This window comes from Nonomuraea sp. CX421 (assembly GCF_059358955.1).
Window position 1 is genome coordinate 89,234 of the sequence record NZ_JCADBK010000024.1, and the last position, 13,241, is coordinate 102,474.

Genomic DNA, 13,241 nt, shown 5'->3' on the forward strand with positions numbered 1-13,241 from the left:
AGAGTAGCGATGGCTCGAACGTTGATGGCACGGCGAAGTTCTTTGCGGGGTGCTCCAGGACGGGCGTGGGCGGGAGTCGTTGCGGCAGGCGGTGATCTTCGCCAGGATGGCGGAACGCTGCGGGCGCGCCGATGACAGGCGTGCCTTGTGTGGCTGGTGAGCCGGGAAGCCTGGTCGGCGCTTGGACCCGATGTCCCCCGCGAAAGGCTCTCCCGTGACCTCCTCGACCATCTACACCTCCCCCGCCGGTGAGCGGCAGATCCGTGACTGGTGCCGGGAGCGGTTGGACTCCTGGACGACGGCCTGGGGCATCTCGGCCCGCACGAGGATCCCGCCCTGCTGCCCGCGCTCCTCGGCCGCCTCGGGACCGCGCGGTTCAGCCGAGGATGAGTCTCTCCTCGGGCAACCGTCGCACACCGTCTGCTGATGCCGGTGGCGGGCAGCCGCACCGTATCGGCTCCAGCGCGCGCGGCAGCGCGTCACCCGGGCTCCCGGCGGGCGAGGGCAGCGAGATCGCGGCCACACGGCACCGGCGCCCAAACTCACGCTGCGCAGCGGCCAGCAGCACGGTCACCGCTACATCCCGATGATCCTCGACCGGATGAGCAAGGGCGAGATCGACGCCTCTCCCCTGCTCACCCATCCCATGAGCCTGGCGGACGGCCCGAAGGGCTACGAGCTGTTCAAGAAGAAACAGGACGGCTGCGTTCGCGCCGTCTTCCAACCATGATCCACAGGATCTACCCGTCCGGTTGACGGCGGAGACGCCGGCGACGGCTCGGCGGGCCCGGGCGCGGTAGCGGTGTTCGCCACCGGTCCGTTCCCGCCGAGCCGCGCCAGGGTGTGGCCGATCTGTGCGTAGAGGCGCGCTACAGGAGCGGAGAGTCGCCGTTTGTCACGGTGACGTTGTGTCTCGCCTCCGTCGCGGAAGACACGACGCTTTCGTCCGCGCGGACAATGTAGGTGTACTGGCCGGCGTCGGCGGGGGTGTCGGTGAAGCTGAACGACCCGTCACTGGCGGTCGTCACTCCGGGCAGCGTGATGGCAGCGGTGCCGCCCGGGATATGAACGATGCGATCCACCCAGAGCCAGGAGCCTGGCGGAGCAGGCTGGTCGCCGATCTCGAATGTGCCGCTGAACTGAAGCTCTTGGCCGGCGATGCCCTCCCCTGGCCCGGACAGGGTGAGCGACGATTGGATGAACTCCACCGGCACGGTCACCGAGGCTCGGCTCCACCGGGCATCCGGGCCACCGTCCCAAACCACGTCATAACTTATGTCTCCGGCGAACGGTGGAGTATCGGTGACGGTGAACGTACCGTCTGCCGCGGTCGTCACCCCGGGGAGCGTCTCATCGGCTCGATAGGGGACTCGGCGGATCACCATGAGCGACTGGGCACCCGGAGCGGACTCGTCGGACAACGTGAGCCGGCCCGTCATGCTGAGCGGCTGAAGCACGGTCGCCGGCGTCGGTGGAGGCGTCAAAGTCAGCGTGGAGGCCGGAAGCGTGGCACCGTGCAGCCGCCACAGGTGGAGCCGCCCGTTGCTGTTCCGCTCCTTCAGCACACCATAGACATCGGTGCCCGAGAATGTGAGGCTCCCCGGGACCAGCTCACCGACCGGGTCGTCGTTGGTGTAGGTCCTCGTCCCTGTCGCCGTGTCGTACAGGGTGAGTCGCGGATCGCCCGACCGACCGCCGGCGAGATGAACACCATCCGGGCTGACAGCGACGGCTCGCGTGGCACCCATGGCAGGGTCCGCGCCATAGGAGCGGGCCTTGGTCAGACTGGTGGTGTCCCAGACGTCATACTGCTTTCCGCCACCCACCACGGTGATGGCCATGGAGCCGTCCGGCGTGGCAGCGAGGTCGCCCAGGCTGGGCAGGCCAGCGATCACACCGCGCAGAGTCGCAGGGGTGGCGCTCACGTCGTACACCATCAGGTCGGCGGGCATGATGTCCGGATCACCGGCCAGCAACGTGTCTCCCGCCGCGGCCACCAGCGGGGCGCTGGATGTGTTGTTCCCGACGGCGATCGGCTGTGGTGCCGTCGCCGTCAGGTCGAGGCCGAGAATGCCGCCGCCCCAGGTGAAGCGGCAGCCGTACCCGACCCACAGCCGGTCGCCCGACAGTGCCAGGTTCGACGGGCACGGAAATCCGGCCAGGTCGATCCGCCGGATGATGCTGAGATCAGCGGTATCGATTTCGGCTACCTGCATCGAGCCGCTCAGAGCCGAGTAGAGGCGGGTGCCGTCCGGCGTCATGGCAAGTCCCACCACACCGGACAGGCCGGTGATGGCACCAGTGAGTTCGCCGCCGGCGTTCGCGACGATGATGCGGTCGTTCGCGGCGACGAACACCTTTCCGGCACCCGCGGCCACGTCACCGCCGACAGTGGCACCGTTGAGATACGTCGTGGAGTCGGCGGCGGACGCCTGAGGCGCCTGGGCGACGACAAGAGTGGCCGCGACGGTCAGGGCACCGCCGAAGGCCAGCAACCTCCGGGTGAGCCGGGTGACGAGTGGCCGGACGGCAATAACGCGTTCTGGTGATAATGGGCGCACATGCACTCCGCTCGGTCGGGGAGAAAAGTCTGACAACGCCGCATTGATCAATCCACAGGAGAACCAGCCCAGTCAAGATCCACGATCAGTAGCGGCTGGTGTCCGTGGTCCAGCAAAAACGGTGCGCTAGGCCTTTTCGGCCGCGGGAAGTGAACTATCCGGGCGCAAACGACGGCGTGCGTCGCGCACGGTCGTCCACCGTCGGCTCATGGACGCAGGCGCCTTGATCGACACCTTGTTGCCCCGTCTGGTATGGCGGCTGTCGACGCTCACCTCGGTGAGGGACTGAGATCGTTCGCCGCGAGGTTCTCCAGGTGGCCGGGAGAGGACCGGTGCCCGGAATCGGCGGGCAGCGCCCGGGCCGGGGCGCGCCATCGATGTCCGATGGCGCGCTTTCCGGTTCGGCGCCGCTGCCGTTCACCGCGGGCCGGATGGGATGGCCACGTCAGCGGGAAGGGCCGGGTCAGGTGCCGTCGATCAGGCGGATGGCGAGGTCCGGGCTGAACTGGCCGGCGGGTGTACCCGGAGCGATGCCGCAGGGGCCGTCGGAGTCGCCGGGGATCTTCACCCACAGCAGCATCTCGGTGCCGTTGTCACCGCCGAGCTGGGGGGCGACGCCGATCTTGCGGCCGGCGGGGTTGCACCACTCGCCGTTGGAGCCGTTGCCGTTGCGGCTGACGTCGATCACCCACTTCGCGCCGCCGCCGAGAGAGGCGTTGACCGAGGCGGCGTAGGTGGCGGACTGACCGGTCGGGTAGTAGTTGGAGACGTTCACCGCGAAACCGCGGACGTTGCCGACGCCGGCGTCCCGCAGCCGCGCCGCCATCGTCCCGGCCGGAACCCAGCCGGCGTTACCGGCGTCGAGGTAGGCCCAGGTGTTGGGCGCCTGGGTGCGGAGCTGCTCGGTCGCGTAGGTCAGCATGCGGTTGCGGGCCTGGATGGCTGCGGCGTCCATGCAGGCGAAGTCGCCCAGGGAGTCGGGCTCGATGATGACGGCCGCGGGGCGGTCGCCGATGCCGGCCGCGACCGCGGAGATCCACGTCCGGTACTCCGCCTCGCTGCCGGCTCCACCGCCGGAGTGCCCGCCGCAGGCGTCCCGGCCGGGGATGTTGTACGCCACCAGGACCGGCAGTTTGTCGGCGGCGTCGGCGGCGGCCACGTACTGGGAGACGGCGGCGCGGACGTCGCCGCTCCAGTTGCCGATCCAGCGGGCCATCGGCTTGGACGCGATGGACGACTGGATGCGCGCCGCGCGGGAGTCACCGGCGTTGTTCCGCACCCAGGTGGCGGGGTTGGAGTTGGGGTCGACGTAGAAGCCGTTGGTCATGTCGACCGGCCCGGACGCCGACCGCTCGGTCAGGGAGACGTTGTCCAGGTACATGCTGAAACCGGCGTTCCTGCCGAGTTGGAACGACACCTGCCCGGCCGGCGTGCCGAGGCCGGAGGTGAAGGGGAAGCTGAATCGCTTGCTCGTGGTGGACAGCGAGACCGCCGCGTTCAGGGTGTTGGTGTACGGAGAGTTCGCGAGCTGCACCGTGGTGACCGCGGTGACCGGAACGGAGGCCGAGGCGTCGAACGAGAGCGTGTAGGACTTGCCCGCGACCAGGGGGATGTCGTTCTGGGCCACCATGGCGTCCCACGGGTTGGCCGTGCCGCCCGTCACGTTGACGCGCAGCCGTCCGGCATCGACGGCCACGGAGGTGTTCGCGGAGTTCCACCAGGGGGCGGTGCCGTTCGCGAAGGTGCCGTTCACCACCAGCTCCGGCGCCGCGACGGCGGGGGCCGCGCTCACCATCGATAACAGTGTCAGCACCGAGGCGGTGATGGCCGTCACACGAGTTAACGATCGCACGTAAGGCGTCCCTTCTGGTCTTCCGGACCTGTGGTGATCAATATCACAGACCTAGCCAGATTTCGTGACAATTCCTGGAAAATAGCCCCATTCAGCGCCTTGACCGTTCTGCGACACTTTTTGATCATTCGGCGGTCACTCCCTAGGGTGAGGCTCGCCCCAGCCCCTCAGCGAACGGACTCGACATGACATCCCCGGCACCGGTCTCCCGTAGAGGGCTCCTCAAGCTCGGCGCCGGAGTCGCCGCGACCGCCGCGTTCGCGACGGCCCAGCCCGCGGGCGCCGCCATCGCGGAGGGCCGGTTCGAGCTGACCGCCCCCTCGACCTCGCTGATCTGGAAGAAGGCCCTGTACGACGAGACGGTCCTGCAGTCGTTCGCGATCGACAACGTCAACGGGCACATCTACACGGTCCAGCTCAAGAACGGCTCCGGCTCGGACGCCGCGGGCGACCTGTGCCTGACCAAGCTCAGCCTGAGCGGCTCGATCCTCGGCCACATGTACCTCATGGGCTTCGGCCACGGCGTCCAGATCGGGGTCGAGCCGTCGGGCTCGTCCGCCTACCTGTGGACGGAGACCGACGGGACGAGCGACGACGGGAGCGCCCGAGGCTCCAAGCTGGCCAGGTTCACGTTCGTCAACGGCCAGACGCTGACGCCGACGTCGTCGGCGCTGACCAAGTTCGCGCCGGTCGCCGGCGCGAACAACACCACGTGCACGGTCGACCCCTCGACCAACCGGCTGGTCATGCGTTACCACGACGGAAGCACGTTCCGCTTCGCGGTGTTCGCGCTGGCGGCGTTGAAGTCCGGCAGCGCCCAGAAGCTGCACGACATCGCCCAGCCGTCCGGCCTGGGCACCTTCCAGGGATACGCCGCCTACGGCGACTTCGTCTACATTCTGACCGGCAACGCCTACAGCGCCGCGAACCCCGCGCCGGGCAACACCTACGTCACCTGCATCGACCTGCGCACCGGGCGGCAGATCCAGCGCGCGCGCAGCGTGGCAGGCAAGTCCCTGGACTTCCGCGAGCCGGAGGGCATGGGCATCCAGATCGTCTCCGGCGCCCCACGGCTCTGCCTCGGGCTGGCCTCGGGCGTCGGGGGCGCGCGCAAGGCCAGCATCTTCTACAAGACCCAGCTCGTCTGAGCCGACCGCCCGCCACGGCGCGGGGCACGGGGCAGGTGATCCTGGACACCGTGAGCCCCCGCGCCGGTCGTCGGTTCACCAGCCGCCGACGACCTCGATGCCCTCGCTCTCCAGAGCTCGGTGCCACACCGGGTCACGCAGCAGCCGCGCCTCCCAGATCCGCACGATGCCGTCCGGTCCGGTGACCGCGTCCTCCCGGGACGGGTGCAGGAACAACTCGCTGGTGCCCTCGGGCAGGGCCGCGAGCCGGCGGAGATAGTCGTCCCGCAGCCGCTCGTAGCCACCGAGCTCGTGCGCGCCGCGCCGGTTGGTGGCGATCGTCCGCGGGATGGACACGCCGAGGGCGTCGGCCAGGGCGACGGCGCCCTCGTGCGCCGCCGCGAGGTGCGGCGGGAGCGGCCCGCCGAAGTAGGGCTCCGGGTCACGGGGCAGCCGGAAGGCGAGGCCGTGCCGCGCGCACCACTCAAGCGCCTCGGCCAGCCACGACCGGCCGTGCAGGCCGTAGAGGGTACCCGCGTGGGAGTCGGCCGCTTCGGGCGTGAAGCCCCGCTCACGCATCCAGCGCAGCTGCGCGTCCGCCTCCCGGATGACGTCCTCGGCCTCGCCGCGCGCTCCGAGAACGAACGGGTCGTCACTGAGTGTTCCGTCCGGATCGACGAGGCTCGCCGCGCCGTCGAGGGGCCGCCAGCGCGGGAGCCCGCGCTCGCTCGTGAGCGTCACGTGCAGCCGGGGCACGACGCCCAGCGCCTGGACCTGGTTCGCGGCTCGCTCCGCGTCCGGCGAGAGGCAGATGAGCGTCGTCGCGCTGACCTGTCCTTCGGCCAGCAGGGCGACGATGACCTCCGTCGTCCCGGGTTCGCGGGCGAGATCGTCGGCTGTGATCACGACGCGCCGGGTCATCGGGGGCGCTCCACGGCCGACTCGTCCACGGGGCCGGCCGGCGGCGGCTCGACCGGCTCAACCGGCTCGTCCGGCTCGTCCGGCTCGTCCGGCTCGTCCGCCGTGGGCGGCGTCTCGATCGGGACCGAGACCAGTCGCGCCGCGATCGCGCCGATCGCCGTCAGCGCGAACGGGTACACGCATAAGTACACCCGGAACGCGAGCCCGGGGTCGGCGCCGGGATCGTGGCCCGAGTTGTAGCCGAAGAACACGCCCAGCGAGGTGAGCGCGAGCCCGGTCACGATCCCGTTGAGCCGGCCGAAGAAGCCGAACGCGGACAGGAAGAGCCCCTCGCGGTGCTCCCCGTTGCGCGCCGCGTCGGCGTCGAGCACCCGCGCGACGATGAGGTCGTTCGTCGCGAGCATGCCCGACCAGCCGGCCCCGACGAGCACCCCGGCGGCGATCGCGGTCATGAGGTCGGTGGCGAAGAACAGGGCCGCGAAACTGACCGCGAGGACGGCGAAGGCGAGCCGCCAGGTCCACAGGGCGCCGCGGCGCGCGACGACGCGCGTCCACACCACGAGGCCGGCCACCGAGACGAGGATGACGATACCCTGCAGGTAGAGCGCGTTCCCGACCGGGAGCCCGAGCGAGTAGCGGACGTACAGCTGGATGCCCGAGAGCACGAGCGCCATCGCCACCCCGTAACAGGCGCCGGTGAGCCCCACCGTCCAGAACATCGGGTTGCGCACGATCGACAGCACGCTGGGCAGCAGCCGGGGCCGCTCGCGGGTGGAGTAGCGGGGCCGCTCTCGCGCGCTGAGCGCCATGAACACGATCACGACGAGCGCGATCGCGCCGTAGATGATCGCGGTGGTCTGGAAGCCCTGGGTGGATTCCTCGGTGCCGAACACCTGGGTCGTGAGCAGCGGGGTGACCGCGAGCGAGATCACGAGCGCCATCAGCTGGAAGCCCTGGCGCAGGCCGTTGGCCACGGCGCGGTCGCGCTCCCTCGGGTAGAGCTCGGGGAGCAGCGCGCCGTAGTTGGCGTTGAGCATCGAGTCGAACGCCTCGCACAGGATCGCGAACACCGCGAACCACAGCACGAGGCCGATGCCCCGCAGAGAGGCCGGCGCGGAGAAGAACGCGATCATGCAGGCCACGAGCATCGGCGCGCCGACGAGCAGCCACGGGCGGCGCCGCCCGAACCGGGTGCGGGTGCGGTCGGACAGGTGGCCGAGCAGCGGGTTGTCGAGCGCGTCGATGACCGCGTAGACCACCATGACCACGCCGTAGGCGCGAACGTCGAGCCCGAGGATGTCGACGTAGAAGAGGATCATCGATCCCTTGATCATGTTGATCGGGATGGAGGTGCCGAACATCCCGATGGCGTAGCGCCACGCGGGAGTCCGCCCTTGGGCGAAGGCCGTACCGGGCTGGGACACGCGATCACCTTCCTTGCTCGTGCCGAGGCGGTGCGCGGCGCTACTTTCGCACTCGAAGCGGAGCGGCGCCACCCCCGCGCTCGAGCGCGATCGGCCCGGGAGTGCCGCGGCGGTGATGCTTCCAGAAGAAGATCGGCGACAGCTTGCGCCGGGGATGATCATGGTTCTAAGAGCGGGCCGCGCGGCGAGGCGGCGCTGCAGCGGCTGGCGATCAACACCGCGACTGCGCTGGCCGCGATCCACGCGGCCGGGGTGGGTGCACAGGGACTTCAAGCCGGGCAACGTGCTGCTCGGTCCCGACGGGCCCGTGGTGATCGACTTCGGCATCGCCAAGGCCCTGGACCTGAGCCAGTCGGTCGTCAGCAGTCAGCCCATCGGCAGCCCCGCGTACATGGCGCCCGAGCAGATCGCCGGCGGTGAGGTGGGGCCGCCCGCCGACCTGTTCGCCTGGGCCGCGACCATGTTCTACGCGGCCACGGGGCGAAGGGCCTTCGGCGGGGACAGCATCCCCGCCACCCTGCACGCGGTCCTGCAGAGCGAGCCCGATCTGAGCCACTTCGAGGGCGGCTGCGGCGGTTGCTCCAGGAGTGCCTGGCCAAGGATGTCGCCATCGCTTCGGCGGCCGCCGCCCTGGTCATCGCCGTCGGCGTCGGCAGCAGCGTCTACGCCCTGACGCCCGCCACCGCGCAGCAGCAGGCGGGGGCGGCGCCGACCCCGAACGCCTCGGTTCCGTCACCGGCCCCCCGTCCACGACCCCGTCCACGTCCACGACCGCGACCGCCGCACACGAGCCGGTCGCCGAGAAGACACCGGGCAAGGCGACCGACCTCGTTCCGGCGTCCCCCTCCAAGACGCCCCGCAGGGCGACGACCGCCCCGGCACGCGACACTGACTCGACGCCGGGCAGCAGCCCCACTGTCGCGCCGAAGACGCCCAAGGCGACGCCCAAATCCACGCCCAAATCCACGCGCCAGTGGCCCACCGGCAAGCCGACCGCCAGCGAGCAACCCACCGCCAAGCCGTCCCTCCAGCCCTCCACGGGCACGGTCACGTGGACCGACGCCAGCGCCTACTGCAAGGCGCTGGCGAACTCGACCTTGTACACCGGAACCTGGTCCAACATGCGCTGCATGGGAACCGACACAGAGGTCACGCTGACGGCGCTGTGCCGGTGGAAGTATCTGGCCTACAGCCACGCTGTGGGCGACCCGCCGGCCAACTCGTTCGCGCCGTCGGCCGGCTGCGCCCTGTCCTGACCACTCATCCGTCAGCCGCGCGAGGCGGGAGCTGAAACCCTTGCAGGTACGCCGACACCGGCCCGCGCAGCCATTCCGACTCGATATTTCCTGGTCGGCCATCAACATCATGACCCGCCATCTGGCCCGTAGGCGCCCGCCTTCCGGCACAACCTGGGGATGTCCCGGGTTTCAAGGACAGCCTCCACGCTACGTGCCGGTTGACTACGCCGCGCTGACCCGCGCCGGCCGTGACGTCTGAGGCAGTGTGAAGCCCTTGGCGAACAACCAGATGGGCAGCACCAGGACTTCGAACAACCCGCCCGGCGCCAGTAAGAGCATGCCCAGTCCCGCGTCCATATCCAGGACACCGAGGAGGTCCAGCGGCACTCCCAGCAGAAGCAGGGCGTAGCCGATGAGTCCGAGGACCGCGATGGGCTGCGGAACTATCCCGGAAACGAACAGCAGATAGGTGAACACCAAGCCGCCGATGGCCGTGGGAATGTAGACCCACAACATCGTGTTGGGGACGGCTTGCAGCTGAGTCAGCAGGTAGATGCCGCAAATGGCGGAGACCGCGAACTCGGCAACCCTCATGATGGGGTACCAGAGGGCCAGCTTCCGATTGAAGCTCCGTAGGACTCGGTACATGAGCACTCCGATTCCTACCACGGCCAGGCTTGAACACATCATGAGCGCTACGCCGGACGTCAGCGCCGCTTTGTCGGGGTTGCCGTCTATGAACGTTTGAGTGAGTGTGGTGCCGATCATTGCCGAGACCATCTGGAAGATGAACAAGGCGCCTACCGTGACCGCGATCTTCCGGGGTGTCATGACTGGGCTGCCCTTTCTCGGTCTGGTGCGACATGCGGTTCGGAGCCGGTGATGTCGCTGACCGTCCTGGCCGCGTCCTCGGCCAACACCCGTCTCGGGCGTTGTCCATGCGGCGGTTTGCGGAGTCAGCGTGCGATGTCGGCTCCCTCGCAGCCGGCAGCGCGGCCGTTGTAGATGCTCCAGACGACGGCCATGAATGCCAGGTAGGCCGCGATGGCGCCGAGCATGCACAACACCATGAGGGGTGGAATCCAGCCGAGCCAGATGCAAGCGGCCAAGCCGGCGATCCACATGGCGGTGGCGGCCGCCATGAACAGGATGAGCAGCGCCAGGCACATCGCCCGGCAGGTCTGGGGTGACTCCTCTCCTGCACTGAAGCTGCTGCACGAGGCCGGGGTGTCGGTGTGGGAGCAGATCGGCTCCGCCGAAGCGGCCATGATCGCCGTAGACGACGGCGCCGAGGTCGTCATCGCCCAGGGCTGGGAGGCCGGCGGGCACAACTACGGCGGCCTGCCGACCATGGTCAACGTGCCCGCCATCGTGGACGCCGTGGGCGAACGCGCGCTCGTCCTGGCCGCGGGCGGGATCACGGACGGGCGGCAGGTCGCCGCCGCCCTGTGCCTGGGGGCGGACGGGGTGTGGGTCGGAACCCGGATGGTCGCCTCACGCGAGGCCCGCGTGCACCCCGAGCACCGTCGGCGGCTGGTCGCCGCCACGGGGGAGGGCACGGCGCTCACGTCGATCTTCGGGCCGGAGTTCCCGCGGTTCAACCCGATGCGGGTCCAGCGCAACCGCGTGGTGTCGGAGTGGGACGGCCGGCTGGCAGACATTCCGCCCGATCTCGACTCATTGGAACGGGTCGGCAGCACCGTCGTCCAGGGAGAGGAGACCGCGATGCGCAAGTTCGGCCTGCTGCTGCCGGTTCCAGAGACGGAGGCCGATTGGGAGGAGATGCCCTGGCTGATGGGGCAGGGGGTCGGCCTGGTCCACGACGTCAAGCCCGCCGCCGAGATCGTCCAGGACATGATGGAGCGGGCCGAGCGGGTGCTGACTGGGTTCGGGACCTGACCGCGTCCGGCGGGCTGACCTGGTCCGGCGGCCCGTTCTCTCGGCGTTTCCGACCATCACGCCGGCGGTTCCTGGCGTCCCGCAACGCCATGACGTCGAGGCGCGGGTGGTTCTCGCTCAGGTAGGGCTGCACTGTGGCCAGCCCCGGGTCGTCCTGGACGCGACCGACGATCGCGAAGGTGGCGAAGAAGGCGCAATACGTCAGCCCGGCCGAGGGGCGGTCGCTGATCAGCTCCTGCGATGGGTTCTGCTCAGAATGCCCATATCCGTCTCCAGATGGGGCACGTTTACTGGCGGTACCCGGTCCCCTTTCTTCGGGCGGGGCGCGCCGGCGATATGGGACGGAGAGGGTCGTGTCGACCGAGACCGTGATGTGGGTGGTCGTCATCGTCGGGGTGACGGTGCCGGCCGTCGGCTTCTGCTGGGTGCAGAGGCGTCGAGGTCGTCTTCGCGAGCGATTCGGCCCTGAGTACGAGCGCGCTGTTGCCGTCGAGAGTGACCGCAGGGCGGCCGAGCGTGAGGCGCGGGCGAGCCGGACACGATCGGGGCGACTCGATATACGGCCGCTCGCTCCCGAGTCGCGCCGCGGCTATGCCGAGAGGTGGAGGGCGGTCCAGGAGCGTTTCGTGAACGAGCCGGGTCCCGCGGTCAGCGAGGCCGATCTGCTGGTGAGGGCCGTCATGGCCAAGCGCGGCTATCTCACCGAGGACTTCGCGCAGCGGGTGTCCGACCTGTCGGTGAGACACAGCCGCACCCTGGATCACTACCGCCAAGCCCATGAGATCAGCGGGCGCGCCGCGGGCGGTTGGGTGTCGATCCAGGAACTTCGACACGCCATGACGCAGTTCCACGTCCTGTTCGACGACCTCGTAGGGACAGACGCTCAGCCTGAGGAGGTTGCCAGCCGCGGACATGATCGATGAGTCCGCCACGCGGTCGTGCCATGGCGATCAGGCGCACGTCTTGTCTGCGCGCGTCGCGGCGCTGAAGTGGACCAGAGTCGCTTCGCAGGTGGTCGACGACGACGGCGCCTGCAGGCAAAAACCGGCCGTCTGCGCCAAGTTGGTGAGTTCGAGCAGGCGCCGGACTTGCGGGGAGGGCGACCGCAACGTCAGAACGTGGCCGTCAGGCAGGCCGACGGCGGCGGTGAGCAGGCAGCGCAGGCCCCCGACGTCGCAGAACATCAGACCGCTCAGATCAATGCAGAAGCTGGTATGGCCCGCTATCGAGGCCAGTGTCCGGACCAGGGTGGGAAGGGTGGCGCGATCGAGCTCACCCTCGATGCGCAGGCCGGCAAGGTCGGCGAGTGGCGTGATGCGCAGGCGCTGGGTGGCCGCCGTGCTGGGTGTGAAAGCGGCGATCGGGTCCGTAGTGTTCATGGCTGCTCCTGTGGGCGGGGAGTGCGGGCCAGGGCCGCCGCGGGTCCGGGGCGGCCATGGACACGTCGCACTGGGGATCAACGTGAACGGAGCAGTCAGGCGCGGTTGACGCCATCGTCCAGGAGGCCCGACGTGGCGGACAGCGGCAGTCTCCATCGGGCTTATCATCAGCCGCGATTACCGAGCCGACGCTGGTGTGGCGATCGGGGCTTGCCCACGCCCATCTGGGCTCGATGTTCGCCGCCGACGAGACGCCGGCCGCACGGTACGCACCCGACCTGCCAACCGATCCGGCCATGACCAGTTTCGTGCGCTGTCCCGACCACGGCCGCATCCAACGCCGCCGAGCCGACAGCTCTCTCTGAACCGTCTGCGCGTTCATCGATTCCAGTGATAACCGGACCGATAATGGCTCGTTTCCCTGCCGCAGGCCGGGGAGGACCCTGGGCCTTCAGGCCGCGTGACCGCGCGGCGAATGTCCGCCAGGCACGAGGTCATGGCCGATGGAGCGACGGATTCGACAGATCTGCTCCGGGAGCGACGACCGAGCTGAGCGGTGAGAGGAAGTCTCGATGAGTCTGCGTTGGGAAATCAACAACAAGGTGCGGGCCCTCAAGCTCTGGATCAGGCCGCACCTCGGCCGCACCACCGCCAGCCAGCGCCCGCCGATCGCGGGCAAGACCGATCGGGTCGTGGGCGATCCGCAGCAGTCCAGCGGGAAGGTCAAGGACGCTCCCCGGGACTGATCCCTCATGCCGGACACCCCAGCCCAGGCCGGGCCCAGCGTTTGTCCGGTCTGCGATCAGCTCTCGACCGGCGCTTTCCGCCTTGTGCGACAGG

General features: G+C 69.3%; 15 protein-coding genes. 8 read left to right on the forward strand and 7 right to left on the reverse strand.

The window, feature by feature from the left end:
- The first annotated feature begins 214 nt into the window (after nt 1-214).
- A complete protein-coding gene (locus AC5L3X_RS31635; protein WP_494861882.1) occupies nt 215-427 on the forward strand; it encodes a hypothetical protein in 213 nt (70 codons plus the stop codon).
- A 174-nt stretch (nt 428-601) separates the two neighbouring features.
- Entirely contained in the window at nt 602-730 is a 129-nt protein-coding gene (locus AC5L3X_RS31640) for a hypothetical protein (protein WP_263648108.1), read from the forward strand.
- Between the two features lie 139 nt (nt 731-869).
- Here the strand turns inward: AC5L3X_RS31640 and AC5L3X_RS31645 are convergent, their stop codons facing one another.
- Entirely contained in the window at nt 870-2,495 is a 1,626-nt protein-coding gene (locus AC5L3X_RS31645) for a WD40 repeat domain-containing protein (RefSeq protein WP_189127812.1), read from the reverse strand.
- A 529-nt stretch (nt 2,496-3,024) separates the two neighbouring features.
- Entirely contained in the window at nt 3,025-4,374 is a 1,350-nt protein-coding gene (locus AC5L3X_RS31650; protein ID WP_494861884.1) for a glycoside hydrolase family 6 protein, read from the reverse strand.
- 224 nt (nt 4,375-4,598) lie between these two features.
- Here AC5L3X_RS31650 and AC5L3X_RS31655 point away from each other — a divergent pair, with 224 nt between their 5' ends.
- Nucleotides 4,599-5,561, forward strand: coding sequence for a phage baseplate protein (locus tag AC5L3X_RS31655; RefSeq protein ID WP_494861886.1), 963 nt, complete (start codon nt 4,599-4,601; stop codon nt 5,559-5,561).
- A gap of 75 nt (nt 5,562-5,636) precedes the next feature.
- Here the strand turns inward: AC5L3X_RS31655 and AC5L3X_RS31660 are convergent, their stop codons facing one another.
- Nucleotides 5,637-6,461: a carbohydrate deacetylase gene (locus AC5L3X_RS31660; RefSeq protein WP_494861888.1), complete on the reverse strand. Its 825-nt coding sequence runs from the start codon at nt 6,459-6,461 to the stop codon at nt 5,637-5,639.
- The gene (locus tag AC5L3X_RS31665; protein ID WP_494861890.1) at nt 6,458-7,885 is read right to left on the reverse strand and encodes an MFS transporter; all 1,428 of its coding nucleotides are present in this window, start codon (nt 7,883-7,885) and stop codon (nt 6,458-6,460) included. The genes AC5L3X_RS31660 and AC5L3X_RS31665 overlap by 4 nt, the downstream gene beginning before the upstream one ends.
- Nucleotides 7,886-8,045: 160 nt before the next feature.
- Between AC5L3X_RS31665 and AC5L3X_RS31670 the strand changes: the two genes are divergently transcribed.
- Together AC5L3X_RS31670 and AC5L3X_RS31675 are read left to right on the forward strand one after the other, a co-directional pair.
- Complete coding sequence (locus AC5L3X_RS31670; protein ID WP_494861892.1) at nt 8,046-8,558, forward strand: protein kinase domain-containing protein; 513 nt, start codon at nt 8,046-8,048, stop codon at nt 8,556-8,558.
- Nucleotides 8,559-9,015: 457 nt separating this feature from the next.
- Nucleotides 9,016-9,141, forward strand: coding sequence for a hypothetical protein (locus AC5L3X_RS31675; RefSeq protein WP_494861894.1), 126 nt, complete (start codon nt 9,016-9,018; stop codon nt 9,139-9,141).
- Between the two features lie 204 nt (nt 9,142-9,345).
- Here the strand turns inward: AC5L3X_RS31675 and AC5L3X_RS31680 are convergent, their stop codons facing one another.
- Together AC5L3X_RS31680 and AC5L3X_RS31685 are read right to left on the reverse strand one after the other, a co-directional pair.
- A complete protein-coding gene (locus AC5L3X_RS31680) occupies nt 9,346-9,918 on the reverse strand; it encodes a DUF4386 domain-containing protein (RefSeq protein WP_494861896.1) in 573 nt (190 codons plus the stop codon).
- Nucleotides 9,919-10,079: 161 nt separating this feature from the next.
- Nucleotides 10,080-10,265: a hypothetical protein gene (locus tag AC5L3X_RS31685; RefSeq protein ID WP_494861898.1), complete on the reverse strand. Its 186-nt coding sequence runs from the start codon at nt 10,263-10,265 to the stop codon at nt 10,080-10,082.
- Here AC5L3X_RS31685 and AC5L3X_RS31690 point away from each other — a divergent pair.
- Both AC5L3X_RS31690 and AC5L3X_RS31695 read left to right on the forward strand, forming a co-directional pair.
- Nucleotides 10,264-11,022: an NAD(P)H-dependent flavin oxidoreductase gene (locus AC5L3X_RS31690; protein WP_494861900.1), complete on the forward strand. Its 759-nt coding sequence runs from the start codon at nt 10,264-10,266 to the stop codon at nt 11,020-11,022. The two genes, AC5L3X_RS31685 and AC5L3X_RS31690, sit on opposite strands and share 2 nt — an antisense overlap.
- A 353-nt stretch (nt 11,023-11,375) precedes the next feature.
- A complete protein-coding gene (locus AC5L3X_RS31695; protein WP_494861902.1) occupies nt 11,376-11,945 on the forward strand; it encodes a hypothetical protein in 570 nt (189 codons plus the stop codon).
- Between the two features lie 27 nt (nt 11,946-11,972).
- Here the strand turns inward: AC5L3X_RS31695 and AC5L3X_RS31700 are convergent, their stop codons facing one another.
- Nucleotides 11,973-12,401, reverse strand: coding sequence for an STAS domain-containing protein (locus AC5L3X_RS31700; RefSeq protein ID WP_494861904.1), 429 nt, complete (start codon nt 12,399-12,401; stop codon nt 11,973-11,975).
- Nucleotides 12,402-12,973: 572 nt separating this feature from the next.
- On the opposite strand from AC5L3X_RS31700, the gene AC5L3X_RS31705 reads away from it, so the two are divergent.
- Entirely contained in the window at nt 12,974-13,147 is a 174-nt protein-coding gene (locus tag AC5L3X_RS31705; RefSeq protein WP_494861939.1) for a hypothetical protein, read from the forward strand.
- The last annotated feature ends 94 nt before the right edge of the window (nt 13,148-13,241 follow it).